This is a genomic window from Achromobacter sp. NCFB-sbj8-Ac1-l, from assembly GCF_052695805.1.
In genome coordinates this window covers 408,134-432,118 of record NZ_CP199812.1, presented here as the reverse complement: position 1 = coordinate 432,118, position 23,985 = coordinate 408,134, and the positions used below count along the sequence as shown (strand labels likewise).

At 65.6% G+C, this 23,985-nt stretch carries 22 protein-coding genes and 1 tRNA gene; 10 read left to right on the top strand and 13 right to left on the bottom strand.

Annotated elements, in window-relative coordinates; translation table 11 throughout:
- Window positions 1-44: 44 nt before the first annotated feature.
- Both ACUDP5_RS02050 and ACUDP5_RS02045 read right to left on the bottom strand, forming a co-directional pair.
- A complete protein-coding gene (locus tag ACUDP5_RS02050; RefSeq protein WP_263915260.1) occupies window positions 45-956 on the bottom strand; it encodes a fumarylacetoacetate hydrolase family protein in 912 nt (303 codons plus the stop codon).
- Between the two features lie 91 nt (window positions 957-1,047).
- Window positions 1,048-2,172: a cupin domain-containing protein gene (locus ACUDP5_RS02045; protein WP_445658049.1), complete on the bottom strand. Its 1,125-nt coding sequence runs from the start codon at window positions 2,170-2,172 to the stop codon at window positions 1,048-1,050.
- Between the two features lie 207 nt (window positions 2,173-2,379).
- Between ACUDP5_RS02045 and ACUDP5_RS02040 the strand changes: the two genes are divergently transcribed.
- Window positions 2,380-2,625, top strand: a complete 246-nt coding sequence (locus ACUDP5_RS02040) for a hypothetical protein (protein WP_263915262.1) — start codon at window positions 2,380-2,382, stop codon at window positions 2,623-2,625.
- A 298-nt stretch (window positions 2,626-2,923) separates the two neighbouring features.
- On the opposite strand, the gene ACUDP5_RS02035 is transcribed toward ACUDP5_RS02040, so the two are convergent.
- The 3 genes from ACUDP5_RS02035 to ACUDP5_RS02025 form a co-directional block, all read right to left on the bottom strand.
- Window positions 2,924-4,042: a porin gene (locus ACUDP5_RS02035; RefSeq protein WP_263915263.1), complete on the bottom strand. Its 1,119-nt coding sequence runs from the start codon at window positions 4,040-4,042 to the stop codon at window positions 2,924-2,926.
- 328 nt (window positions 4,043-4,370) lie between these two features.
- Window positions 4,371-4,550, bottom strand: coding sequence for a type II toxin-antitoxin system YafQ family toxin (locus ACUDP5_RS02030; protein WP_445658048.1), 180 nt, complete (start codon window positions 4,548-4,550; stop codon window positions 4,371-4,373).
- 27 nt (window positions 4,551-4,577) lie between these two features.
- Entirely contained in the window at window positions 4,578-4,910 is a 333-nt protein-coding gene (locus ACUDP5_RS02025) for a type II toxin-antitoxin system RelB/DinJ family antitoxin (RefSeq protein ID WP_445658047.1), read from the bottom strand.
- A gap of 514 nt (window positions 4,911-5,424) precedes the next feature.
- Here ACUDP5_RS02025 and ACUDP5_RS02020 point away from each other — a divergent pair.
- Window positions 5,425-6,252: an acid phosphatase gene (locus ACUDP5_RS02020; RefSeq protein ID WP_445658046.1), complete on the top strand. Its 828-nt coding sequence runs from the start codon at window positions 5,425-5,427 to the stop codon at window positions 6,250-6,252.
- 46 nt (window positions 6,253-6,298) lie between these two features.
- A complete protein-coding gene (locus tag ACUDP5_RS02015; RefSeq protein WP_263915267.1) occupies window positions 6,299-7,090 on the top strand; it encodes a hypothetical protein in 792 nt (263 codons plus the stop codon).
- Here ACUDP5_RS02015 and ACUDP5_RS02010 read toward each other — a convergent pair.
- Window positions 7,078-8,103, bottom strand: coding sequence for a helix-turn-helix domain-containing protein (locus ACUDP5_RS02010; protein ID WP_263915268.1), 1,026 nt, complete (start codon window positions 8,101-8,103; stop codon window positions 7,078-7,080). The two genes, ACUDP5_RS02015 and ACUDP5_RS02010, sit on opposite strands and share 13 nt — an antisense overlap.
- A 226-nt stretch (window positions 8,104-8,329) precedes the next feature.
- On the opposite strand from ACUDP5_RS02010, the gene ACUDP5_RS02005 reads away from it, so the two are divergent.
- On the top strand, window positions 8,330-9,490 hold the full coding sequence (locus ACUDP5_RS02005) for a calcium:proton antiporter (protein ID WP_445658045.1): 1,161 nt from the start codon (window positions 8,330-8,332) through the stop codon (window positions 9,488-9,490).
- Window positions 9,491-9,677: 187 nt separating this feature from the next.
- On the opposite strand, the gene ACUDP5_RS02000 is transcribed toward ACUDP5_RS02005, so the two are convergent.
- Window positions 9,678-9,752 (bottom strand) — tRNA-Arg (locus ACUDP5_RS02000).
- 231 nt (window positions 9,753-9,983) lie between these two features.
- On the opposite strand from ACUDP5_RS02000, the gene ACUDP5_RS01995 reads away from it, so the two are divergent.
- On the top strand, window positions 9,984-10,898 hold the full coding sequence (locus ACUDP5_RS01995; RefSeq protein ID WP_445658044.1) for a c-type cytochrome: 915 nt from the start codon (window positions 9,984-9,986) through the stop codon (window positions 10,896-10,898).
- Window positions 10,899-11,024: 126 nt separating this feature from the next.
- Here ACUDP5_RS01995 and ACUDP5_RS01990 read toward each other — a convergent pair whose 3' ends face one another.
- From ACUDP5_RS01990 to ACUDP5_RS01975, 4 genes are all read right to left on the bottom strand, one after another.
- A complete protein-coding gene (locus tag ACUDP5_RS01990) occupies window positions 11,025-12,551 on the bottom strand; it encodes a 3-hydroxyacyl-CoA dehydrogenase (RefSeq protein WP_445658043.1) in 1,527 nt (508 codons plus the stop codon).
- Between the two features lie 88 nt (window positions 12,552-12,639).
- Window positions 12,640-13,869 carry a CaiB/BaiF CoA transferase family protein gene (locus ACUDP5_RS01985; protein ID WP_445658042.1) on the bottom strand — a complete coding sequence of 410 codons (1,230 nt, stop codon included), beginning with the start codon at window positions 13,867-13,869 and terminating at the stop codon, window positions 12,640-12,642.
- A gap of 994 nt (window positions 13,870-14,863) precedes the next feature.
- Complete coding sequence (locus tag ACUDP5_RS01980; RefSeq protein WP_445658041.1) at window positions 14,864-16,012, bottom strand: acyl-CoA dehydrogenase family protein; 1,149 nt, start codon at window positions 16,010-16,012, stop codon at window positions 14,864-14,866.
- A gap of 34 nt (window positions 16,013-16,046) precedes the next feature.
- Window positions 16,047-16,670: a TetR/AcrR family transcriptional regulator gene (locus ACUDP5_RS01975; RefSeq protein ID WP_175193624.1), complete on the bottom strand. Its 624-nt coding sequence runs from the start codon at window positions 16,668-16,670 to the stop codon at window positions 16,047-16,049.
- Between the two features lie 199 nt (window positions 16,671-16,869).
- Between ACUDP5_RS01975 and ACUDP5_RS01970 the strand changes: the two genes are divergently transcribed.
- Together ACUDP5_RS01970 and ACUDP5_RS01965 are read left to right on the top strand one after the other, a co-directional pair.
- Window positions 16,870-17,841, top strand: a complete 972-nt coding sequence (locus ACUDP5_RS01970; protein ID WP_263915787.1) for a nitronate monooxygenase family protein — start codon at window positions 16,870-16,872, stop codon at window positions 17,839-17,841.
- Window positions 17,838-18,578 (top strand): enoyl-CoA hydratase-related protein, encoded by a 741-nt coding sequence (locus ACUDP5_RS01965; RefSeq protein ID WP_263915786.1) that lies wholly within the window; start codon window positions 17,838-17,840, stop codon window positions 18,576-18,578. Before ACUDP5_RS01970 ends, ACUDP5_RS01965 begins: the two co-directional genes overlap by 4 nt.
- Window positions 18,579-18,581: 3 nt before the next feature.
- Here the strand turns inward: ACUDP5_RS01965 and ACUDP5_RS01960 are convergent, their stop codons facing one another.
- Window positions 18,582-19,415 (bottom strand): enoyl-CoA hydratase/isomerase family protein, encoded by an 834-nt coding sequence (locus ACUDP5_RS01960; RefSeq protein WP_263915785.1) that lies wholly within the window; start codon window positions 19,413-19,415, stop codon window positions 18,582-18,584.
- A 100-nt stretch (window positions 19,416-19,515) separates the two neighbouring features.
- On the opposite strand from ACUDP5_RS01960, the gene ACUDP5_RS01955 reads away from it, so the two are divergent.
- The 3 genes from ACUDP5_RS01955 to ACUDP5_RS01945 all read left to right on the top strand — a co-directional run bounded on the left by ACUDP5_RS01955 (window position 19,516) and on the right by ACUDP5_RS01945 (window position 22,869).
- Window positions 19,516-20,376, top strand: a complete 861-nt coding sequence (locus ACUDP5_RS01955; RefSeq protein WP_445658040.1) for an NAD(P)H-hydrate dehydratase — start codon at window positions 19,516-19,518, stop codon at window positions 20,374-20,376.
- A 142-nt stretch (window positions 20,377-20,518) separates the two neighbouring features.
- Entirely contained in the window at window positions 20,519-20,752 is a 234-nt protein-coding gene (locus ACUDP5_RS01950) for a hypothetical protein (protein WP_006392557.1), read from the top strand.
- Window positions 20,753-21,255: 503 nt separating this feature from the next.
- The gene (locus tag ACUDP5_RS01945) at window positions 21,256-22,869 is read left to right on the top strand and encodes an ABC transporter substrate-binding protein (protein ID WP_263915783.1); all 1,614 of its coding nucleotides are present in this window, start codon (window positions 21,256-21,258) and stop codon (window positions 22,867-22,869) included.
- An 87-nt stretch (window positions 22,870-22,956) separates the two neighbouring features.
- Here the strand turns inward: ACUDP5_RS01945 and ACUDP5_RS01940 are convergent, their stop codons facing one another.
- Window positions 22,957-23,871 carry a LysR family transcriptional regulator gene (locus tag ACUDP5_RS01940; RefSeq protein WP_263915782.1) on the bottom strand — a complete coding sequence of 305 codons (915 nt, stop codon included), beginning with the start codon at window positions 23,869-23,871 and terminating at the stop codon, window positions 22,957-22,959.
- Between the last annotated feature and the right edge of the window lie 114 nt (window positions 23,872-23,985).

Here is a 23,985-nt window from a genome sequence, read left to right as displayed (position 1 = left end):
AGACCGCTCAGCCGGCCGCCCTTGCGACCGGCGCCGGAATTCGCCTAGACCGCCACCACCGGATGCCGCAGCGTGCCGATACCTTCCACGCACGCCACCACCACGTCGCCCGGCCACAGCCATTCCTGCGGCTTGCGGCCCGCGCCCACGCCTTCGGGCGTGCCGGTGGCGATGATGTCGCCCGGTTCCAGCGTGATGCCTGCGCTGATGTCGGAAATCAGGAACGGCACCTTGAACAGCATGTGGCGCGTGTTCGAACCCTGCTTCTTTTCGCCGTTCACCGTCAGCCACAGGTCCAGCACCTGCGGGTCGGGAATCTCGTCGGCCGTGACGATGCACGGGCCGAACGGGGCGTAGGTATCCTGGCCCTTGGAATAGATCCACTGGCCCGCACGGCGGCAATCGCGCGCGCTCATGTCCAGCATCACGCTGTAGCCGAACACGTACGACAGCGCATCGGCCTCGGCCACGCGCGTGGCGCGCCGGCCCATGATCACCGCCAGTTCCACCTCCCAATCCAGCTGCTGGGTGATCCTGGCGTTGTGCTCGATGGCGTCGCCCGGGCCGATCACCGTGGTGGGCGGCTTGGAGAAAATCACCGGCTGCTTGGGCAGGTCGGCCGACGTGTCCAGCGTGCGGCTCGATTCCGCCACGTGCTCGACGTAGTTCAGGCCGATGCCGAAGATGTTCTTGCGCGGACGCGGAATCGGCGCCAGCAGCTTCACGTTTTCCTGCGGCAGCGCCGTACCCACGGGCCAATTGCCGCGATAGGCATCCAGCAGCCGCGATGCCTGGGCCACGGCCACCGGGCCCAGGTCGATGAAGGCCAGCATGTCGTCCGGCAGCGCCACGCCACCGGCCTGGCCCAGCAGGGCCAGGTCGATCACATAGCCTTCGGCCAGCGCACCCAGGCGGGCGGCGGCGGCGGGATGGGCGCGAAAAGTTACCAAGCGCATAGGAACTCCAGGAAATTCAAGACGAGTTGAGACAGGCGCCCGGGTCGCCCCGGGCGGCGGATGAAGATTCAAAGTGGGGGGGTTGCCGCCGCTAGATCAGTTTCTGGTGGCCGCCGTTGTCCTTGACCGCTTCTTCGCGGTAGAGGGCCAGCGAACGCATCACCGGCAGGTCGTTGAAGCAGAACAGGCAGGCATCGTCGTTGGACGACAGGTTGGCGTGCTCATGCACGGCCCAGGACGGCACACAGAAGATGTCGCGCTCGGTCCAGTCGTAGCGCTTGCCGTCGATGATCGAAAAGCCGCTGCCCTTGGCCACCTGGTAGATGAAGCTGCCGGTGTGGCGATGCGCCTGGGTGTGCTCGCCCGGCCGCAGCAACTGCATGCTGGCGCCGATGGTGGGCATGACCGGGCCGCCCGTGGCCGGGTTGACGTAATCCATCAGCACGCCGTCGTAAGGGCTGCCCGCCGACACCCGCGCATGCCGACGCAGCGCTTCGTAGGTCGGCTCCCATTCGTACTTGAACAGGGGCGAATAGGGTTTGGTCCAGCCCGATGCCTGCGGCCGCAGGGCCACGTTGCCCCAGGTGGCGCTGGTGTCGTCCACCGGGTGCGTCACGGTCTGGTTCAGGTCGGGATGCACGGCATAGAAGCCGGCCTCCAGCGCATTGACCAGCGGAATGTCCAGGCCGTCCTGCCAGATGCAGGTGCTGCCGTCTTCGGCCACGCCATGCTCGTGCCAGGTGCCGTTGGGGGTCAACACGAAATCGTTCGCCCCCAGCGTCATCTTGTGGCCGTCCACCACCGTGAACGCGCCCGTGCCTTCCATGATGAAGCGCAGCGCCGAATGCGAATGCGCATGGGCCGAGGCCAATTCGCCCGGCTGCATCACCTGCAGCCCCGAATACAGCCAGCCCACCGCCGCGGCCACGTCGCGCCGGCCGGGATTGTTCAGGTAGATCACCCGGCGGCCGGCTTCTTCGGGCGAAACCAGCTCGGCCGAGCGCAGCACGTGGCCCCGCAGTTCCTGGTAGCGCCACACCACCGGCACCGACGCCGACCGCGGCGCCCAGGGCTCGATCTTGTTCGCCACCGTCCAGAGCGCGCCGGTCTCCAGGCGCGCCAGCTCCTGGTAGTAGGCGATGCGCTCCGGCGAATCCGCCACGTTGGCGCGGCCCGCGGTGCTTTCGCGGTAGGCGTCGTACCTGTTTGCTTCCATCCCTAGCCTCTTTTTATAAAACCTAAAAGATTTTCGAAAATATTAGAGGCGAGCGGGACTTTGGGCAATCTTTGCGCGCTAGGGGTTTTCCTGGGTCTGATCGGCCTGTCGAAGATTTACCTGCGCGCTTGTCGAAAATACTGTACAAAAACACAGTGCAACATGCTACATTTCGCTCGCCCGAAAAACGTCGTCCAGGAGAATCCTGTGTCCGAAGCCGCTCATCTCGTCCAGTACATCGTCGTCCCCTACCGCGCTGCCGCCAACGGCGTGGCCCCCGGAGAAATCCGGCCGGCCAGCAGTGAGTTCGGCGCCATCCGCATCGCCAACGCCATGGCCTCCAAGTTCGCCGGCGTGGCCGCCTACGAAGTCATGATCGACAAGGAAACCGGCGACATGGAATCGCCCCGCATCCTCGCCCAGATCGGCACCGTGCCGTCGCTGGACGACTGACCCTTCCCCTTTTCCGTCTCCTCAAACGGAAGCGCCACCGGCACCGCATTGCGGTGCCGGTGGCGCTTGGGCCTTCGGGCAGGCTGACTCATCCTGACCTGGGTTAGGGTGAGCGGACTGAGAGTGGAGCTAGGGAGGTGGCCGCTTTTTTCGCGTCTGTGGCCGGGTAAGACGCCCAGTCCGCTCAATGCAACCGCGGTCCGCCAAACCGGGGCATGGCCGCCGGTCCGGCGGGTCCGGCTTTTCCACGGCGCGCACCATGCACGCGCCGTCGATGCGCCGGACCGCGAGGCGTCGCTTAGAAGCGGTGACGCACGCCCACCAGGCCGACCGTGCTCTTCACACCGTCGATGAAGGCGAAGTTCGTGGCGTACGAACCCAGCGCGTACAGGTTGGTGCGCTTGGACAGGTTGTAGGTGTAGCCGATGCTGTAGATGTTCATCGTGGCATCGTCACCGGTCAGCGCCGTGTTGTTGGCGTCAGCACGCTGCCACGAGGCCAGGATGCTGCTTGCGCCACCGATCGGGGCCGACAGGCCAACCAGGTACGAGTTCGACTTGAAGTCCTTGGCCACGACGTTGCTGCCGAAGCTCTTGGCCGTGGCCGACCCGCTGCCGAAGGCGTTGATGGCCTGGCCGGTGAACCAGCCGTCACGCGTCTGGCCGTAGGCCAAAGCCAGCTTGACCACTTCGAAGTCGTACGAACCGCCGATGATCCACTGCTTGGGCGACGCATCCTCGCTGCCGGCAACCTGGTTGGCCAGGTTCAGTTGGTCGTACGACAGGGCCACGTTCAGCGGGCCATTCACATAGCGCACGCCGGCCGTGATGGCACGGGTGTTGTCGGCGGTCTTGAAGCCGGTCTGGGCGGCGGTGGTGTCAGCCACGTTGAACGAGTAGCCCAGGCCGACCTGGAAGCCGCTGAACGACGGGGTCGAGTACTGCACCATGTTGTCGTGACGGACCGTGTTGGCCGCGCCAAAGGCCGCGCCGACGTTGGCCTGGCCGTAGCTGGCGCCGAACGGATCGATCGCGCCGAAGTACTTCGAGGCGATGTTGGTCTGGCGGCCGAATTCCAGCAGGCCCCAGGAATCGCTCTTCAAGCCGACGGTGGCTTGGCGGCCGAACAGGCGGCTGCTCTGGCCCGACTGGCCGTTGGCCGAATTGAAGCCGCTTTCCAGCGTGAAGACGGCGCTCAGGCCATCGCCCAGGTCTTCGGCGCCACGCAAGCCCCAACGCGAGCCGCTGGACACGCCGTTGGTCATGCCGACCTTCGACTCCTTGTAGCCATCATTGCCCTTGATGCGCTGGAAGCCCACGCCGGTGTCGATCAAGCCGTACAGAGTCACCGAGGTCTCGGCGTGCGCAACGCCGGACAGCGCGGCGAACAGGGCGGTGACGAACAAAGTCTTTTTCATTACAGATTCCCGTTGATTGAACAGACATGCGCTTGCGGGCGCCCCGCAACACCAGCGGCAACGCCGCGCATGACAGGAACGGATTCTAGGAACGCCATGTGTCAGTTTTCGGGACACAAGCGGAAACAGTCCGGGCGCAATGGAATCTGCAGGAATTTGTGGCACAAGGCCGACAGGCAAGAAGACGTCGCACCATGCGCTTAAGCCTGTCATGCCGGTGTGCTACTACGGAGGGGATAACAATCCTCCAAGCCATAATTCGGCCGACAAAAAAAGGAAAGCCCGCAATGGCGGGCCTGCAAACACAGAAACTTGGGCCGATACGCTGTCAGAAGAGATCGCTATGTGTTCCCAAGCGAACCAGCTTGAGAACATCTGGATCACGCTTATAAATTAAGACCAAGTCATTGCGAACATGACAATCGCGATAGCCCTTGTACTCTCCTGCCAACGGATGGTCGCAGTACCGAGCATCTAAGATTGCGCCTCGGCACAAGGTCGTGAGCACAGCACGCAGTCTATTTGCAGTCTCGCACTAGGCCCGTGCACGCCTGCGCTTAAGCGCTTCAGATCTCGTTCGAACTGCTTCGACACCTCGATTTTTCTCGCCATTCACGCCATCCTGGAACATAGCGTCCACGCTGGCATATTGCTTACCTTGACCGCTTTCAAGCTCTTCAATAGCAGCTCGAGTTGTTCGATTCGGAAGCTCAATTGCAAAAGGCAATCTTCCTTCCGCAGCCACCCGGGTCATCAGCAAACGAATCGCTGTAGAAACATTGAGTCCCATAGCATCCAGCACGCGCGTAGCGCGTTCTTTCGTCTCGTTGTCAATTCGGGCACGAATATAAGTGTCAGCAGTGGACATGGGTTTCTCCCCGTAGCGGGCGTTTTGGCTATCAGGACTACATTGTGGTCACAATGAAGCCACCGGACAACTCGGGAGGATTGATCTGACCATCAATACTTTCGTCAGATCCATCAAACTACATCGGTCCTCGTACCGTTACTTAAGAGGGGCCGCAGAATCAGAAGAATCCGACGAAGACCCTGTCAGAAGTTTGGTCACGAAAGCAACATCCACCCCAATCCCCACCGCCGCAAAGCACGAAAAACGCATGCCACATGCAGCCCGCATGCCTCGTGCCGATGAGGTGTCGAAGACGACGCTCACGCAAGGAAGCAAAACCAGATGTGATGTTTTTGCCGCCCTTTTCCCCATCTGTCTCAATCTTCCCGCCAATTTGTCTCATCCCGCCGCACGCGTGGTTTTACGCGCGATACCCCGGTGTAAATTCTGCCGCACATTCAGGTCGGGCCGCGCCAGGCCGCATTGAATGACTTCCCGCAGACACTGATTTCACCGACGGTACAGGCCGAACATGCGCTCGAGAATTTCCAAGACGGCAACCCTTTTTGCGCTGGCCCTGGCCGGCATGAACGCCGGGGTCGCTGCCGCGCAGGACGCGCCCGGCCCCAAGGTCACCGATCCGCACTTCCAGCTGGCGGCAGGCTACATCCCGCCCAAGGAACTGCCCGACAGCCTGGAACTGCTCGGCCCCCCGCCCGCCAAGGGCAGCGCCGCGCTGGCCCGCGACGAAGAAGCCCGCGCCGCCACCATCCCCCTGCGCGGCAAGGCGCGCGCCGGCCTGGCAAAGCTGGATGCCGATCTGCAGTTTCCGCAACCCGCCGCGAATTTCTCGTGCGCCATGGGCATCGACATCAGCGAGACCACCACGCCGCGCCTGTTCGTCCTGATGCAGCGCGTGCTGACCGACGCCGGCCTGTCCACCTACGGCGTCAAGAACACCTACAACCGCACCCGGCCCTTCGTCGTCCACAACGAAGGCACCTGCTTTGCCGAACAGGAACCGCTGCTGCGCAACGATGGCTCCTATCCGTCCGGCCACACGGCCGCGGGCTGGGCCTGGGCGCTGGTGCTGGCAGAACTCAATCCTGAGAGAACCGACGCGCTGCTGCGCCGCGGCCTGGAATTCGGCCAAAGCCGTGTCGTCTGCAATGCGCACTGGCAAAGCGACGTCGACGCCGGCCGCACGATGGGCGCGGCCACGGTGGCCAAGCTGCACACCAACGCCGAATTCCTGGCCGACATGGCAGCCGCCCGCCAGGAAGTGCTGGCGGCCAAGGCCACGGGCGCCGCGCCCAAGCAGAACTGCGGCCTGGAAGACGCCGTCCTGTCCGCGCGCTGACCCGCGCATTGCCACGCCTCTACAGCTACTGCTTCATCGGGAAATCATGCGGTCTTTCGCCCCCAGCTTGATCCTCGCCACCGCGCTGGCCGGTCTGTCCGGCGCGGCCTGCGCCGACAACCCACTGCCCATCAGCCCGCTGCTGAAAGACAACGCCGGCGACGGCGACAGCTGGCGCGTCAGCGCCAGCCCCTACATCTGGGCCGCGGGCCTGAGCGGCAAGGCCGGCCAGCTCGGCCAACCCGCACTCAAGATCGATTCCAGCTTCAGCAAGATCTTCAGCGAGCTGGACCTGGCGTTCATGGGCGCCATCGAGGCACGACGCCAGCGCGTCAGCCTGCTGGGCGACGTCATGTACAGCCGGCTCTCGGGCAGCGGCAAGAACCGTATCGGCGTGCTCAGCAAGGAAGTCGACATCACGTCCAAATCGTTTTCCGGCTTTTTGGGGGCAGGCTACAGCGTGGCCGAATCCGACCGCGGCCATCTGGACGTCGTCGGCGGCGGGCGGCTCTGGTACGCCAGCACCAAGATCTCGCTCAAAGGCGGGCTGCTGGATGGCAAGGGCCAACGAGACAGCGCGACGTGGGTCGATGCCGTCGTCGGCCTGCGCGGACGCTACATGCTGGACGACAGCTGGTTCGTGACCGGCTGGGGCATCGTCGGCGCGGGCCAGGCGCGGCTCGACTGGGATGCCACCGCGGCGTTCGGCTACCAGTTCAAGAACAATTTTTCGGCCGTGCTGGGCTATCGCGCGCTGGGCGTGAACTACAACCGCAACGGTTTCATCTACAACGTCGTGCAGCAGGGTCCCATCATGGGGCTGGCCTATCGCTTCTGACCGCTGTCGTACGCGGCGAAATGATGCGACAGCTGGGGCGCGCCGCCAGTGATCGACGCGGGCCAGCTTTCGAGATCGCGCGCCTCGTCCGGCGTCATGCCGAAGCGGGCGATGAACGCCTTGCGGAACTTGCCCGTGTCTGAAAAACCCAGGTCGGCCGCAATCCGCACCGGCGGTTGCGCCGCATTGCGTGGATCGACCAGTGCGGCGTAGGCCGCGTCCAGGCGCTTGCTTTTGATCACGTGGGCAATGCCGCCCAGGTCGGCGAACGCGCGGTACAGGTGCGCGCGCGACACGCTGAAGCGCTGCATCAGCAGTTCGGGCCCCAGCGTCGGGTCCGCCAGGTGGCGATCGATGAACGCCAGGGTGCGCGCGCGCAGGGCTCGCCCCAGTACGGACTGCGGCTCGTCCTGCGCCGGGCCGGCCCCTGCCAGGCCCGCTGACAGCAGCGTCATCAGAGCATCCTGCACCGCCACGTCCTCGCTGGCGGACAGATCCGCCGACACGGCATGCAGGCCTTGAAGATAGTCCACCAGCAGACGCGTGATGGGCAGCTGCGGGTCCAGCGCGAAACCGTGCAGATCGCGGGCGCCCAGCAGCTTGTCGATGCTGGCGCGCGGCACCGTCGTGGCCAGCCGCACGCCCGCGTCCACCTCGCAAGCGTAGGGCCGCGACAGATCAATGATGCAGATCCCGCCCGGCGCCGCCACCGCGTCGCGCCCGGCAAAGTCGCCACGGATCGAGCCCGCCACCAGCACGTGCACGAGGTAGTGATCGATGGGACTGCGGGCGATCGTCCAGCGGTCGCGCTTGTAGCGCTGGGCATTGAAGGCCGTGGATCCCAGCGTCAAGCCCGCCACGGTGCGGATACGCATCGTGCCTTCCAGCGTCGCGCCCTTCTCATCGGCCATCGGCGCGGTTTCGCAGAACGGCCGCGTGACCTCGCGCCAATATTCGTTGCGAAGCGCGGGCTCTACTGCGTCCGTGGAAATAAGGATATCCGTGGAGGCCATGATGGGGTCTTATTCATAGGGAACGATCAGGCGCAGGATAACCGACGCAGGGGGATTTTCCCCCAACAAGTTTGATCGTCCAGCCGCCACGCCTGGTTTGAGCGTGAATTCCGATCGGTTAACATCGCATTTCGCGAGCGCATTCGCGCTTGCCCCCCACCAGGACGACCTGGCCGGCGTGTCATTCCTAGGGACGACCCTGTCATCTTTCACGGAAAGAACAGCGATGCCCGTCCCCTCCTCTTCTGCACATGCCCCTCGCATCCCCAAGGCCACCTGGTTCAAACTCGGCTGGGCCTGGCTGGTCGTGATTGCCTTCACCGTCTACGGCGGCGCGTGGCTCGCGCAGCCGCTGACGCCGGTCGCCGCGATGGTCTGCTTCGCCGTCCTGTTCTTCACCATCATCGCGGCATCCTTTGGCGTGGTTCACGAAGCGGACCTGCTGGCCCACAAGCTGGGCGAACCCTACGGCACGCTGATCCTGACCCTGTCCATCGTCTCGATCGAAGTCATCCTGATCGCGTCGATGCTGCTGGGCCCGGGCGAATTCCCCACCATCGGCCGCGACTCGATCTTCGCGGTGATGATGATCATCCTGAACCTCGTCATGGGGCTCTGCCTGGTCGTGGGCGGCCTGAAACACGGCGAACAGGAATACAACGCGCAGGGCGCCAACGCCTATCTGACGATGATCGTGCTGCTGACCGGCACCGCGCTCGTGCTGCCCAATTACCTGTCGGGCGCCGGCGAATTCACGACCTTGCAGGCCTGGACGATTGCCGCCATCACGGCCGGCCTGTATGCGGTGTTCCTGTGGCTGCAGATGGGCCGTGAAAAGCGGCTGTTCATCCAGCCCACCGCAGGGCAGATGGCCGTGGCGGCCGGCAACGCAACCCTCCCGGCCAACGCGCCGACCACCGAATCGGGCGACAACACCTCGATCTGGCGCAGCAGCGCGCTGCTGCTGGGCATGATCATCCCGATCGTGCTGCTGGCGCACCACCTGGCCATCGTCATCGACTACGGCGTGGTCACGGCCGGCGCGCCCATTGCCGTCAGCGGCGTACTGATCGCCATCATTGTGTTCACGCCGGAATCGCTCACCGCCATCAAGGCCGCGCGCAGCAATGAAATGCAGCGCTCTATCAACCTGTGCCTGGGCGCCTTCGTGTCGACGGTCGGCCTGACCGTCCCCGCCGTGCTCGTCATCGGCCTGGTGACCGGCAAACAGGTCGTCATGGGCATCTCGATGCTGGAAACCGTATTGCTGGGGTTGACGGTGTTGCTCGGCATGCTGTCGTTCAATGGCCAGCGGACTTCCGTCATGCAGGGCGCGATGCACCTGGCATTGTTTGCGGTGTACGGCTTCTTGTTATTCAACCCCTGACGCGGAATCGCTGACGTTGAACGCGCGCCCGATATTCGTCATGGCAACGAACCGCCAGCTTCAGTATTGCGACGACCAGGCAGCATGCATCGGCCACGGCATATTCGAGGCTGGCTCGAAGGCGGCAAAGACAAGGCTTGAATAAAGCTGGAAGGGGGACTTCAAGGGAGGGGGTAAAGCGCAGCGGTGGCGCGCCCGACAGGAATCGAACCTGTATCAAGAGCTTCGGAAACTCTCATTCTATCCATTGAACTACGGGCGCAGCGCAAGGAGGCGGTATTGTACCTAGTTTTGCGCAATCTGCATGAAGCAGATCAAACCCTAGGGAAAACTCCGCGAAAACCCGTGTCCGGGGGTTGGACGTGTGTCCATGACACCGTTATATAATCCAGCGTTTGCTTGCAAGGCGGTCTGCTTTTGCCGCCCTTTGTGCAGTACTGATTTTCTGTTGCCGCCGCCAGGCGCCCCCGGTACCCGTTAGCAGGATTTGGTCATGAGCAACGAGCAGGAACACATAGAAGAGCACTCCTCCCCCATCAAGACCCCGAAGCAACTGGTCGTCACCATCGTCCTATCCTTCGTGGTGCCCATCGCGATCATCATCCTGTTGGTGAATCTGGTCGTATCAGGCACCAAGGTAGGCGCCGGCTCGGACACCCTGTCCAACGAAGCCGTCACCAAACGCATTGCCCCGGTCGCCGGTTTCTCGCTGGTCGACGCCAACGCCCCCAAGGTCTTCAAGACGGGCGAACAAGTCTTTGCGGCCGTCTGTACGGCCTGTCATACCGCCGGCGTGGCGGGTGCTCCCAAGATCGGCGACAACGCCGCCTGGGCACCCTTCATCAAGTCCGGTTTTGACGCCATGATGAACGTGGCCCTGCACGGCAAGGGCGGCATGCCGGCCAAGGGGGGCAACCCCACGCTGTCCGACTACGAAGTCGCCCGCGCCGTGGTCTACATGGCCAACAAGTCCGGCGGCTCGCTGCCCGAACCGGCCGCCCCCGCGGAAGAAGGCGCCAAGAAGGAAGCCGACGCCACGCCCGCCGCAGCGCCCGCTGCAGCGGCCCCCGCCGCGGCTGCCCCTGCGGCGGCGGCTCCGGCTCCGGCCCCTGCTGCTGCTGCGGCTGCTGCCGCACCGGCCCCCGCGCAGGCCACTGCCGCCGTCAATCCGGCCGGCGAAAAGCTCTACAAGAGCGTCTGTTTCGCCTGTCACGCCACCGGCGTGGCCAATGCGCCCAAGTTCGGCGACAAGGCCGCTTGGGACCCTTACATCAAGACCGGCATGGACGCGATGGTCAAGGTCGCCATGCAAGGCAAGCCGCCGATGCCCCCCAAGGGCGGCGCGGCCAACGCCTCGGAAGACGACATCCGCGCGGCCGTGCAGTACATGGTGGACGCCGCCAAGTAAGGCCACATCCCGGCCACGTCGCGTGTGCCGCGGCGCACGCAAGCCGCCAGGCACACCACGCCCCCGCAAGAAAAAGCCCTTCGAGAAATCGAAGGGCTTTTTACATGGCGCACAGCCAGACGGGGATCAGTCGGCGGCGGATGCCTTCAACAACGACATGCCCAGCTGCACGCGGCGCTGCAGCCACAGGCTGGGGCGATAGCGCGGGTCACCCGTGACGCGCTGCATGCTCTTGAGGATTTCCAGGATGCGCTCGGCGCCCAGGGCATCGCCCAGCGCCAGCGGGCCCACCGGATAGCCCAGGCCGAGCGTCACGGCACGGTCGATGTCCTCGGGCGTGGCGATCTGCTGCTGTGCGATGTCGGCCGCGATGTTGACGATCATGGCCACGATGCGCTGGGCCACGAAGCCCGGCGAATCCTGAATCACCGACACCGGCACGCCATCGCCTGCCAGCAGCGCGTGGGCGGCATCGCGCCATTTGTCCTGCGTGGCCGGCGACACCATGATGCTGCGGCGGCGCGCCGTGTCAAAGGCCTGCAGCGTATCCAGGCCCACGGTGCGCGAGGCATCCAGGCCTTGTGCCGAAACGGTCGTGGACACGTCTTCGCCAAAGGGCGTGACGATGATGAGCGCATCCGATGCCGGCGATGCGCCGGACACCAGCGGCGCGCCCAGCTTTTCCAGCAGTGCCGTGGCGCGCGCATAGCCTTCGGGCTGCTTGGGGCTGATCCAGACCTTCAGGCCCTGCGGCAACGCCGGCACGGGCGGCTCGGCGGGCACCTGCTTCTGGCCGTCGACATACGTATAGAAGCCCTCGCCGGCCTTGCGGCCGATCAGCCCGCCGGCCAGGCGCACGGTGGTGATGGGCGACGGACGAAAGCGCGGCTCGTCGAAGAACTGGCGATAGATCGATTCCATCACCGGGTGCGAGACGTCCAGCGCAGTCAGGTCCAGCAGTTCGAACGGCCCCATGCGAAAGCCGGCCTGCTCGCGCATGATGGCATCCACCTGCGCAAAGGTCGCCACCGATTCCTGCGCCACACGCAGGCCTTCGGTGTTCATGCCGCGGCCCGCATGGTTGACGATGAAGCCGGGCATGTCCTTGGCGCGCACAGGCGTGTGGCCCATGCGACGCGCCAGTTCGGCCAGCGCATCGCCGGTTTCGGGCGCGCTGCGCAGGCCGTCGATCACCTCGACCACCTTCATCAGCGCCACCGGGTTGAAGAAGTGATAGCCGGCCACGCGCTGCGGCCGCTTGCACGCCGCGGCGATGGCGGTGATGGACAGCGACGACGTGTTCGACGCCAGGATGCAGTCATCGGCCACCACGCCTTCCAGCGCGGCGAACAGGTCACGCTTGACGTCCAGGCGCTCGACAATGGCCTCGACCACCAGCTGGCACTGCGACATGTCGGTCAGCGCCGTGGCCGACTCGACACGATCCAGTGCGGCCTGCGCCTCGGCGGCCGACAGCTTGCCCTTTTGGGCCAGCTTGTCCCAGGTCTGGCGCAACGATTCGCGCGCCGCCGCCACCGCGTCGGCGCTGGTGTCGTACAGGCGCACGCGCAGACCGGCTTGCGCCGCGATCTGGGCAATGCCCCGCCCCATGGCCCCGGCGCCCACGACGCCGATGGTTTGAATCTCCGTCATCAACTCTCTCCTGCCTGTAATGGGAATAGTGTTCGCGCGCCGCGGCGCTTGCAGCCACGCGGCGGCACGCGCCGCGCGGCCATCATGCTCAGGCCTGGCCCTGGGCCAGCGCCTGGATTTCTTCGGCGGACAAGCCCAGCTTTTCAGCCAGCACCTGCGCCGTGTGCTCGCCCAGCATGGGCGGCGGGCGCCGGTATTGCACCGGGCTGCCCGAGAACTTCAGCGGACTGGCCGCCATCGGCACCGTGCCGGCCACCGGATGCGGCAGCTCGCGCTTCATGCCGCGCGCCAGCACCTGCGGATCTTCGTAGACCTGGTCCAGCGTATTGATGGGCCCGGCCGGCACGCCCACGCCTTCCAGCGCCGCCAGCCAGTAATCACGCGCCCCCGTGGCCATGCGCTCGACCAGCAAGGGCACCAGTTCTTCGCGGTTCTTCACGCGCTGCGGGTTGGTGGAAAAACGGGGGTCCGCCGACAGCTCGGGCAAACCAATGGCGCCGCAATAGTTGCGGAACTGGCTGTCGTTGCCCACGGCCACGATGAGGTGGCCATCGCTGGCCGCGAAGACCTGATACGGCACCAGGTTCTGGTGCGCATTGCCGGCCCGCCGCGGCGCCTTGCCGGACGTCATGAAGTTCAGGTTCTGGTTGGCCATCATGGCCACCTGGCAATCGAGCAGCGCCATGTCGATGTGTTGCCCCAGCCCGCTGACCGAGCGCTCATGCAGCGCCGCCAGAATGCCGACGGTGGAATACATGCCGGTCATCAGATCCGCCACCGCCACGCCCGCCTTCTGCGGCCCGCCCCCGGGCAGATCGTCGCGCTCGCCAGTGATGCTCATCAGCCCGCCCATGCCCTGGATCATGAAGTCATAGCCCGGACGGCTGGCATAAGGCCCGGTCTGGCCAAACCCGGTGATGGAGCAATAGATGAGGCGCGGATTGATTTCCTTGAGGCTGTCGTAATCCAGCCCATATTTGGAAAGCCCGCCAACCTTGAAGTTCTCGACCAGGATGTCGCTCTGCAACGCCAATTCGCGCACCAGCTCGGCCCCACGCGGCGACGCGATGTCGAGCGCGACCGAAAACTTGTTGCGATTGGCAGACAGGTAGTAGGCCGCCTCGCTGGTGTCATTGCCCGCCGCATCCTTGAGATACGGAGGCCCCCAGGCACGCGTGTCATCGCCCGCGCCGGGCCGTTCGATCTTGATGACCTCGGCCCCAAGATCGGCCAAGTTCTGCGTGCACCACGGACCCGCCAACACACGAGTCAAATCCAACACACGCACACCAGTAAGAGGAGCAGGACGTTGCGACATTTTTTATCTTTCGCGGCAAGAGTGATAGGTCAAGTGGGATATTAGCCGGTGGGGGCTTGATGTGGCGTTTGGGTGGTCGGGCGACGGACGGTTACGTGGTTTGGTGTCGGATGGAGTTCTTAACACGCTCTGCGGGGTGTGGGTGGGGGTACGCGGGGCTACGATTGCGGTCCGGAGCCTTCGCTCCGGACTGCCCCTTCGTCATCGTCGTTGTCGCCTCCGGCGACTGCCTTCCGATTCCCTCGGGCGCATCTACACGCCCCGCGTACCCCCACCCACACCCCGCAGAGCTGCAATAGCTGCAATTTCGAGGGCACTGGAGCGGGCGGTTTGCTTGGCATTCTGGCGTCGAACGAGGGGGGGGGTGGGCGGGGTGGGACGATGCCCGCCTCGTGCCGGCCGCGCGGGCGGCCTTACAAGGCTTACGCGTCGTCTTGCGTGCGCCGATGCCGCTATCGCGTGTGGGTGACGATGCTGGCTGTTGGCGCCGATGCAATCCATCGAGCACCACCGCCCCACCGCCGGATGGGCGGCGCGCGAGACGTTCGCCATGCGCAAACCAGTACCTGCCGCGCCGCCCATCACCGCCCCTCCCCCCTGACTGAGAAACCATTAGAAAACCAATCTGCAACAGCGCGAAGCGCACCCACAACACAGTCAGCAACACGAATGCCAAACGTGGCCGCCCGCGCGGCCGCGGCTTGGCGACCCTGTAGGTTTCATTCCCTGACCACGGGTCTAGCAGCGCGACAATTCTCGAAAACCGTAGCCCCTGGCGGCGGTGGCTTGCGGAGCGGGCAACCTCGATGCGCCCGAGGGAATCCGTAGATAGCCGAAGGCGTACGAGGATGACGAAGGGGGGGGCCGCCTAGGCAAGTCCGGCGCCCGCGCGCCGGACCGCAATCGTGGGCGCCCGCTCCGCAAGCCACCGCCGCCAGGGGCGACCTACGAAGAACAACTCGACGCACAACAACCCATCACGTCAGAAAAAAAACTACCCCTGCGCCTTGATCACTTCCCGAGCAATCACCAGCTGCTGAATCTGCGAAGTCCCCTCAAAGATCCTGAACAACCTCACATCCCGATAAAACCGCTCAACCGCATACTCCGACATATACCCAGCCCCCCCATGAATCTGCACAGCCCGATCCGCCACACGCCCCACCATCTCGGTAGCAAAAAGCTTGCAGCAAGCCGCCTGCATCGTCGTGTTCTCGCCCCGGTCCCGCATCTTCGCCGCATCCAGCACCATGCAACGCGCCGCGTAAAGCTCCGATTGGCTATCGGCAATCATCGCCTGGATCAATTGGAATTCAGAGATCGGCTGCCCGAACTGCTTGCGATCCATCGCATACTGCACCGCGTCCTTCAACAGCCTGTCCGCAATGCCCACGCATAGCGCCGAAATGTGCAGACGGCCCTTGTCCAGCACGCGCATCGACGTCTTGAAACCGTTGCCTTCCTCGCCGCCCAGCAATGCCGATGCCGGCACGCGGCAGTTGTCGAACACCACATCGCTGGTCAGCGCGCCCGCCTGGCCCATCTTCTTGTCTGGCTTGCCGATGATCAGGCCCGGCGTGCCGGCTTCCACCAGGAAGCATGAAATCGACGCCGCGCGGCGTTCCGGGGCCGTGCGCGCCATCACCGAGAACAGGCCCGCGATCGGCGCGTTCGTGATGTAGCGCTTCGTGCCGTTCAGCACATAGTGGTCGCCGTCGCGTTCCGCCGACAGGCGCAGCGCCATCGCGTCCGAGCCCGCGTCCGGCTCCGTCAATGCGAACGAACCGATCAGCTCGCCGCTGGCCAGGCGCGGCAGGTAGCGTGCGCGTTGCTCGTCCGTACCGGCCAGCACGATCGCCTGCGAACCGATGCCGATGTTCGTGCCCGCCAGCGAGCGGAATGCCGGCGACGTCTGGCCCAGCTCGAACACCACCCGCACCTCTTCTTCCATCGTCAGGCCCAGGCCGCCGTAGTCCGGCGAAATCGACAGGCCGAACAGGCCCAGCTCGCGCATCTCGGCCACGATGTCAGGCGGCACCTGGCCGCTGGCGGCCAGCTCGTCTTCGGCGGGGATCAGGCGTTCGTGCGTAAAGCGGCGCACGGCGTCCAGCAACAGGGTCAGGGTTTCGGTATCCAGGGCCATGATCAGGGTCTCTCAGGGTGTGGGGCGGCCACGCTCAGGCGCGCAGGCCGCCAACCAGTAAATCGAAATAGCCGGCGGCGATCGTCTCGGCGCTGTCGCCCTGGCCGGGCTTGTACCAGCGCACCATCCAGTTCAGCATCGACAGCACCGCGCGGCCCGTGGCCGGCACGTCCAGCGCGCGGAAGGCGCCATCCGCCACGCCTTGCGCGATCACCTCGCGCAGCCGCTTCTCGTAGCCGTCGCGCAGGCGCGCCGCGTCCTCGCGTTCGGGCAGCGCCATGCCCGAATAGCCGATCAGCATCGTCACGAACTCCGCGTGGTGCTGCTCGAAATAGCGCGCGTGGCCCACCATGAACGCCCGCAGCCGGTCGGCCGCGCCCTCGGCCCGCGCCACGTCCTGCCCCACGCTTTGGGTCAGGCCGTTCAGCACCGCCAGGATGATCGCGTCGTAGATGTCCTGCTTGGTCGTGAAGTAGTGGTAGATCGCCGCCTTGGACACGCCGATGGCGGCGGCCAGGTCCGACACCGAACTGCCGTCGTAGCCGCTGCGCGCGAACAGCTTCGCGGCTTCGGCCAGGATGCGTTCGCGCGGCGCCGCCATGGTGGGCGGCCGGCCGGCGCGGGCACGTTTGGAAGCAGGGGCAGCAGAGGTCGGCATGAAGGGGCCAGGTGGGGCGGCGCCGGCTTCTTCAATAGCGGACCATTGGTAGGGTCCCTTCCATTGACAGCAGTTCGGCGCTTGCCGTTAAATAAAGATTAATTAATTACCGGACGGTCGGTAGGTAATTATAGGCACATCCGTTCCCGCCGCTCAAGCCACCCTTGCGCGATTCCCCGAAACTTCACGCGACGACGCTATGCCCCACTCACTAGTGACTGATTTGTATGGCCAGATGTCCCTGCCGGTCATCAGCGCCCCCATGTTCATCGTGTCCAACCCGAAACTGGTCGTTGCGCAATGCACGAGCGGCATCGTCGGTTCGTTTCCGGCGCTGAACGCGCGGCCCCAGAGCCTCCTGACCGACTGGCTGGACGAAATCGAAGCCGGCCTGGCCTCGTACCGCGAGGCCCACCCCGGCGCCGCCGTGGCCCCGTACGCCGTCAACCAGATCATCCACCAGTCCAACGACCGGCTCGAGCAAGACCTGGCCGTGTGCGCCAGCCACCGCGTGCCGCTCATCATCACCAGCCTGCGCGCGCCCGGCGACCTGGTCAAAGGCGTGCACGACTGGGGCGGCAAGGTGTTCCACGACGTCACCACCATCCGCCACGCCGAAAAGGCGCTGGAAGCGGGCGTCGACGGCCTGATCCTGGTGTGCGCGGGCGCGGGCGGCCATGCCGGCACGCTCAGCCCGTTCGCGCTGGTGTCCGAAGTGCGCCGCTTCTACGACGGCCCGCTGATCCTGTCGGGCGCCATCACGGCCGGCGAACACGTGCTGGCCGCGCTGGCCATGGGCTGCGACTTCGCCTACATGGGCACGCGCTTCATCGCCAGCGACGAAGCCAACGCCAGCGACGGCTACAAGTCGGCCATCGTAGAGGCCAGCGCGTCCGACATTCTCTACACCCCGTTCTTTACCGGCATCCCGGGCAACTACCTGAAGGCCAGCATCACGGCCGCCGGGCTCGACCCCGCCAACCTGCCCCAGCCCGACAGCGGCGCGTCCAATTTCGGCTCCAGCCGCGTCAAGCCCTGGAAAGACATCTGGGGCGCCGGCCAGGGCGTGGGCGGCATCGCCAGCGTGCAGCCCACGCGGCAGATCGTCGACACGCTGCGCCAGGAATATGCCAAGGCCAAGGAACAACTGGCAGGCAGGACCTACGCATGAGCGCCGGCCTGAAGGTTTCCCGCGAAGGCGCGGTGCTGACGCTGGTGATCGATCGCCAGGACCGCCGCAACGCGCTGGACACCGCCACCTATGCCGCGCTGACGGCGCAGATCTCGCAAGCCGCCGCGGACCCCTCGGTGTCCGCGGTGATCCTGGCCGGCGCGGGCGAACACTTCACGGCCGGCAACGACCTGCGCGACTTCCAGGCGGAGCGCGGCGCCGGCGACAGCGCCGGCCTGACGTTCCTGCGCGCGCTGACCCAGGCCGATGTGCCCATCATCGCCGCAGTCGAAGGCTACGCCATCGGCATCGGCGTGACGCTGCTGCAGCATTGCGATTTCGTCTACATCGGCGAAGGCGCCACGCTGCGCATGCCCTTCGTGGCGCTGGGCCTGTGCCCCGAGGGCGCATCCAGCCTGCTGATGCCGCGTCTGGCCGGCGCCCGCCGCGCCGCCGAATGGCTGCTGCAAGGCAAGGCGTTCTCGGCGCAAGAGGCCTGCGACGCCGGCCTGGCCACCGCCGTCACGGCCAAGGGCCAGGCGCTGGCGGCTGCCCAGGACACCGCGGCCAGCCTGGCCAGGCAGCCGCCCGCGGCGCTGCGCCTGACCAAAGCCATGCTCAAGCGCCCGGACCGCCAGGCGATCCAGGAAACGCTGGACTACGAGGCGCAGCAGTTCCGCGCCCGGCTCCAGACGGAAGAGGCGCAGGCCGCCTTCGCAGCCTTCTTCAAGAAATAGGGTTCAGAACGGCGAATCCGGCCGGAAATTCGGCGCCCGCCGTTCGCGCAGCGACTGCACGCCTTCGCGCACGTCCGGGCCGCCAAAGCCCATGAATTCCAGCGCCAGCGACGTATCGAACGTGGGGCCGGCCATGCGCAGCCAATTGTTCAGCGAATACTTGGTCCAGCGGATGGCGGTCTGCGAACCGGCCGCCAGGCGGTTGGCCACTTCGAAGGCGCGGCCGATCAGTTCGGCCTCGTCCACGCACAGGGACACCAGGCCGATGCGTTCGGCTTCTTCGCCCGTGACGGTTTCGCACAGCATCAGGTAGTACTTGGCGCGCGCCATGCCGCACAAGAGCGGCCAGACGATGGCAGCGTGGTCGCCGGCCGTGACACCCAGGCGGGTGTGGCCGTCGATGATGCGGGCGTCGCGCGCGGCGATGGAGATGTCGGCCAGCAGGCCGGCCACCAGGCCCGCGCCCACCGCGGCGCCGTGCATGGCCGACACGATGGGCTTGCTGCAATTGATGATGTTGTAGACCAGGTCGCGGGCCTCGCGCCACACGCGGGTGCGCACGTCGAAGTCATCGGCCATCTGCTGCACCAGATCCAGGTCGCCGCCGCCGGAAAAGCCCTTGCCCTCGCCGCGGATCACCACCACCCGGGTGTCCGGGTCCGTATCGATGTCGCGCCAGATGTCGGCCAGTTCGCGGTGCATGCGGTCATCGGCCGTGGACAGCTTGCCCGGCTTGCCGTCCTTGGACCCCATGATCAGTTCCAGCACGCCGTTGGGATGCCGGCGCAGCTTCAGGGATTCATAGGCGGAATAGTGTTCCAGCGTGATGTCGGTCATTGTCTTCTCCGGTGGCGCGGGCGAAAGGCCGCGCGTTTTTGGGCACTATAGTGGATACGGCATGCGCCACCACGGCCACCCTGACCAGGAACCTCAGCCCATGAACACCCCCACCATCGCTCCTGCCCGCGAGATCCGCCGCGACGACCTGCCCGCCCTGTTCGCCCCGCGGGGCCAGGACACCCACAAGGGCAGTTTCGGCACTGTTGGCGTGGTGGGCGGCGGGCGCGGCATGGAGGGCGCGGCACTGCTGGCGGCCCGCGCGGCCCTGAAGGCCGGCGCCGGCAAGGTGCTGGTGGGCTTTGCCCAGGAGAGCGCGCCGCTGGCCTGCGACCCCCTGCAACCCGAACTGATGCTGCGCGATGCACGCTCGCTGCTGGAAGGCGGCTGGGGCGTCACCGCCTGGGTGGCTGGCTGCGGCATCGGCACGGGCATCGAGGCGGCCAATGCCCTGTCCGAACTGTTCGTGCTGCGCCAGGGCGCCGCGCTGGTGCTGGACGCCGACGGCCTGAACCTGCTGGCCCAGGGCGCCGTGCAGCCCAACTGGGGCGATGGCCCCGTGGTGCTGACCCCGCACCCGGCCGAAGCGGCCCGCCTGCTCGGCACGGACACCGCCCACGTCCAGGCCGACCGACCGGCCGCCGCCCAGGCCTTGGCGCGGCGCCACGCAGCGTGGGTGGTGCTGAAAGGCGCCGGCAGCATCGTCTGCAACCCGGACGGCGCCTGGCGCCGCAACACCAGCGGCAACCCGGGGCTGGCCACGGCAGGAACCGGGGACGTATTGGCTGGCCTGCTCGGTTCGCTGCTGGCGCAGCGCCTGCCCCTGGACCAGGCCGTGGCCGGGGCGGTCTGGCTGCACGGAGCCGCCGCCGACACGCTGGTCGCCCAGGGCATCGGCCCGATCGGACTGACCGCGGGCGAGCTGGCGGATGCCGCCCGGCGCCTGCGCAACGGCGGCTGATGCCCTGGCTGGCCTGGCTAAGTCCCTGCGGCAAAAAACATTTTTACAACATACTAGGGTTTTCCCCTAAAAACACATTGCGTTCGATTTAGGGTTTTCCCTATAATGGTTTTCACCAAGACGAAACGGACTGGAGCAAACCATGAGCGAACTGACCCTGAACCACACTGCCCGCCTGACCGACGCGCTGGAGCGTGACCTGCTCCGCGGCGCTCTCGAGAACCAACCGAATTCCCACCCGCTGACCAACCTGAAGAAGGCCGGCCAGGCAATCGCCGCCGCCGTCGCTGGCGTGTTCGCCTTCATCGACGAAGTCAACGAATCGATGAACAAGGCCCGCGCCGCCAGCTCGCGCTTCTCCGGCTCGCAGTGGTAAGAACAGCCGCGCCGGGCTGAATCGCGACCGATCTCCCGCGATTTCACCCAGCGTGCTGTAGACGCAACGCCCGCCGCCCACGCGGCGCCAGTTGTGTCGATCCCGGCGCCCGGGGCTTCCAAGCCCTTCCCCTCACCGGGCGCCATCGCGCCGCGCCGGCCCCACTTGCGGGGCCCCCGCGACGCCCTCTGCCACGCAATACCGTAGCAAGATTCCCTGTCGCCTCAGCGCGAAGCCGTCCCGAAGCGGGACCGCCTCGCACTGGGGCGATTGGCATTTTGGGCGCCGCCGCACCGGCGTTGCCCCTCTCGGCGTTTACCCTAGCGTCGACCCGGCGCGCATTGACAGCGCGCGAAGCCCCTACCGATAATCGGCCCCTTGCCGTCGTGCTGGCGCCAAAAACACCGCAAGCCCCCCCGGCCGACGTCCTGTTTCCCGGTTGGCCCCCTCGCTGTTCCCCCCGCCTGCACGATCCGGTTCGTTCCCCATCCGGAGTTGTCACCATGAAGTTGCGCACCACCCTGGCCCTTGTGGCCGCCGCCATTCCCTTGGCCGCTGCCCAGGCCCAGACGCTGAAGATCGGCCTGTCCGCCGAACCCACCTCGGCCGACCCCCACTACCACAAGATGACGCAGAACGACGCCTTCTCGGCGCACGTCTACAGCTCGCTGGTGGGCCGCAGCGCCGACATGAAGCTGGTGCCCGCGCTGGCCACGTCCTGGAAGAACCTGGATGACCTGACCTGGGAATTCAAGCTGCGCGACGACGTCAAGTTCTCCAACGGCAAGCCGTTCACGTCCGAAGACGTGCTGTTCACCATCTGCCGCACGCTGAACAACGAGACCAACGTGTCGCAGTCCTACATGGACACGACCAAGCTGATCACCGACGTGCAGACGCCGGATGCGCACACCGTCATCATCAAGACCGGCGCGCCCTTCCCGCTGATGCCCGCCGAACTGGCGCGCTCGCTGCCGATCGTCTGGAACGGCATCGTCGAGCACGGCAAGCTGACGTTCGATCCCAAGAAGGGTTGCGGCGTGACCGGCCCGTGGCCGACGGTGGCTGACTTCAACAACGGCAAGGACGCCATCGGCACCGGCCCGTACACCCTGAAGTCCTACGTCAAGGGCACCGGCATCGAACTGGTGCGCAACGAAAACTACTGGGGCCCCAAGCCCTACTGGAAGGAAGTGAAGTTCGTGCCGGTGCCGTCCGCGGGCCCGCGCCTGACCGGCCTGCTGTCGGGTGACTTCGACATGATCGAAAACCCGGCCGCGCGCGACCTGCAACGCCTGAAGGACAACCCCAAGTTCGGTTTCGTGGCCACGCCCTCGACCCGCCTGGTGTTCTTCCAGCCCGACGTGGCGCGCAACCCGAGCCCGTTCGTGAAGTCCGCCGACGGCAAGAACCCGCTGCAGGACCTGCGCGTGCGCAAGGCCATTTCGATGGCCATCGACCGCAAGACCATCACCGCCCGCATCATGGACGGCATGGCCACCCCGGCCTACCAATACATGCCCGACGGCATGTTCGGCGCGCTGCCCAAGGCCCCCGAAATCAAGTACGACCCCGAAGGCGCCAAGAAGCTGCTGGCCGAAGCCGGCTACCCCAACGGCTTTGAGCTGACGCTGTCGTCGACCAACGACCGTTACGTCAACGACGGCCAGGTTGCCCAGGCCGTGGCACAGTACCTGGCCCGCGTCGGCATCAAGACCAACGTCGACGCCATGACCGCCTCGATCTACTTCCCCAAGCGCGCCAAGCGCGAGTTCAGCTTCTCGATGGGCGGCTGGCCGGCGGAAACGGGCGAAGCCTCGGCGCTGTTCCAGCTGTGGGTCGCTTCGCTCGACTCGCCCAACAGCCTGGGCACCAGCAACTACGGCGGCTTCACCAACGCCGACTTCGACAAGGTCTACAAGCAGGCCATCGTGACGGTGGACGCGCCCAAGCGTGAAAAGCTGCTGCAGGAAGCCACCCAGATCGCACTGGACAACGTGCCGCTGATCCCGCTGCACTTCGAAAGCAGCATCTGGGCCTTCCGCAAGGGCATCACCTACGAAGGCCGCCGCGACCAGTTCACGCTGGCCACCTCGGTCAAGCCCGACGCCAAGTAATCCGGCTTCGTGCAACGAAAAACGGCTGCCCCGAGGGGCAGCCGTTTTTCGTTGGCCGCGGCATCGCCGTGCCGATGCCGCGATGCGTCAGGGCGCCGGCCCGTCGTCCAGCAGCCGATCCAGCTCGCGCGACAGCAGGGCGATGAAGGCCTCGGTCTTGGGCGGCAGCACCCGCCCCTGCATGACGTAGATCTGCAAGGTGCGCGACTGCAGTTCGGCATTGGAGATCGGCACCGCCACCAGTTCGTCACGCTTCAGGCTCCAGGCCACCGAGATATAGCCGCTGAGCATGATGGCGTCGGAACCGAACACGAAGCCGTGCAGCGGCGAGGAATCGTTGCAGGTCAGCGTGGGTTCGAGCTGCACCGATTCCAGCAGGCAGCCCATTTCGAACAGGTGCCGGGTGGTGGTGCCCGGCCCGGTCAATGCCAGCGGATAGCGGCCCAGGTCCTGCAGGCTGACGCTCTGCCGCCCGGCCAAGGGGTGGCCGGCGGCCATCACGGCATGCACCGGCGCCCGGCGCGAATAGCGCACGCTGACACCAGCGATCCGTTCCACATTGAAGGTCATGCCCAACTCGACGCTGCCTTCGGCGACCCGCCGGGCCACGTCGGACGGCGCCCCCACGTGCAGGTCAAAGCGCACGTCGGGCCAGTCGCGGCGAAAGCGCGCCATGGAAGACGGCAGGAAAATGCGTGCCACGCCTTCGACCGCGGCCATGCGGATCTCGTTGCGCGCCATGCCCTTGAGGGCGGCGATTTCCTGCAGTACGGACTCCGATTCCAACAAGGTGCGGCGGGCGTGCGCCAGCAGCAATCGGCCAGCTTCGCTCAGCACCATGCCGCGCGCGGCGCGTTCGAACAAGGGCGCGCCCGCCTCTTCTTCCAGCTTGGCGATCTGGCGGCTGATGGCCGACACGGCCACATGCAGGCGCTCGGACGCCCCGCTCAAGCTGCCTGCCTGGGCAACCTCGACAAAATAGCGCAAGGCAATGCCGTGCATATTCAACCCTTGTAGGTGGGGAAGCGCCGGGATGAAGCTTTGCCTTTTATGCAAAGCTATCGATAAATATTCTAATTGTAGAGAAAGCTTCCCTGATCCTAGAATTTGCGCAAC

What these genes read in the sequence shown, in the direction of transcription:
- ACUDP5_RS02050 (WP_263915260.1), bottom strand. Translation starts at nt 956, where the DNA reads ATGCGCTTGGTAACTTTTCGCGCCCATCCCGCCGCCGCCGCCCGCCTG.
- ACUDP5_RS02045 (WP_445658049.1), bottom strand. Translation starts at nt 2,172, where the DNA reads ATGGAAGCAAACAGGTACGACGCCTACCGCGAAAGCACCGCGGGCCGC.
- ACUDP5_RS02035 (WP_263915263.1), bottom strand. Translation starts at nt 4,042, where the DNA reads ATGAAAAAGACTTTGTTCGTCACCGCCCTGTTCGCCGCGCTGTCCGGC.
- ACUDP5_RS02025 (WP_445658047.1), bottom strand. Translation starts at nt 4,910, where the DNA reads ATGTCCACTGCTGACACTTATATTCGTGCCCGAATTGACAACGAGACG.
- ACUDP5_RS02020 (WP_445658046.1), top strand. Translation starts at nt 5,425, where the DNA reads ATGCGCTCGAGAATTTCCAAGACGGCAACCCTTTTTGCGCTGGCCCTG.
- ACUDP5_RS02015 (WP_263915267.1), top strand. Translation starts at nt 6,299, where the DNA reads ATGCGGTCTTTCGCCCCCAGCTTGATCCTCGCCACCGCGCTGGCCGGT.
- ACUDP5_RS02010 (WP_263915268.1), bottom strand. Translation starts at nt 8,103, where the DNA reads ATGGCCTCCACGGATATCCTTATTTCCACGGACGCAGTAGAGCCCGCG.
- ACUDP5_RS02005 (WP_445658045.1), top strand. Translation starts at nt 8,330, where the DNA reads ATGCCCGTCCCCTCCTCTTCTGCACATGCCCCTCGCATCCCCAAGGCC.
- ACUDP5_RS01995 (WP_445658044.1), top strand. Translation starts at nt 9,984, where the DNA reads ATGAGCAACGAGCAGGAACACATAGAAGAGCACTCCTCCCCCATCAAG.
- ACUDP5_RS01990 (WP_445658043.1), bottom strand. Translation starts at nt 12,551, where the DNA reads ATGACGGAGATTCAAACCATCGGCGTCGTGGGCGCCGGGGCCATGGGG.
- ACUDP5_RS01985 (WP_445658042.1), bottom strand. Translation starts at nt 13,869, where the DNA reads ATGTCGCAACGTCCTGCTCCTCTTACTGGTGTGCGTGTGTTGGATTTG.
- ACUDP5_RS01980 (WP_445658041.1), bottom strand. Translation starts at nt 16,012, where the DNA reads ATGGCCCTGGATACCGAAACCCTGACCCTGTTGCTGGACGCCGTGCGC.
- ACUDP5_RS01975 (WP_175193624.1), bottom strand. Translation starts at nt 16,670, where the DNA reads ATGCCGACCTCTGCTGCCCCTGCTTCCAAACGTGCCCGCGCCGGCCGG.
- ACUDP5_RS01970 (WP_263915787.1), top strand. Translation starts at nt 16,870, where the DNA reads ATGCCCCACTCACTAGTGACTGATTTGTATGGCCAGATGTCCCTGCCG.
- ACUDP5_RS01965 (WP_263915786.1), top strand. Translation starts at nt 17,838, where the DNA reads ATGAGCGCCGGCCTGAAGGTTTCCCGCGAAGGCGCGGTGCTGACGCTG.
- ACUDP5_RS01960 (WP_263915785.1), bottom strand. Translation starts at nt 19,415, where the DNA reads ATGACCGACATCACGCTGGAACACTATTCCGCCTATGAATCCCTGAAG.
- ACUDP5_RS01955 (WP_445658040.1), top strand. Translation starts at nt 19,516, where the DNA reads ATGAACACCCCCACCATCGCTCCTGCCCGCGAGATCCGCCGCGACGAC.
- ACUDP5_RS01950 (WP_006392557.1), top strand. Translation starts at nt 20,519, where the DNA reads ATGAGCGAACTGACCCTGAACCACACTGCCCGCCTGACCGACGCGCTG.
- ACUDP5_RS01945 (WP_263915783.1), top strand. Translation starts at nt 21,256, where the DNA reads ATGAAGTTGCGCACCACCCTGGCCCTTGTGGCCGCCGCCATTCCCTTG.
- ACUDP5_RS01940 (WP_263915782.1), bottom strand. Translation starts at nt 23,871, where the DNA reads ATGCACGGCATTGCCTTGCGCTATTTTGTCGAGGTTGCCCAGGCAGGC.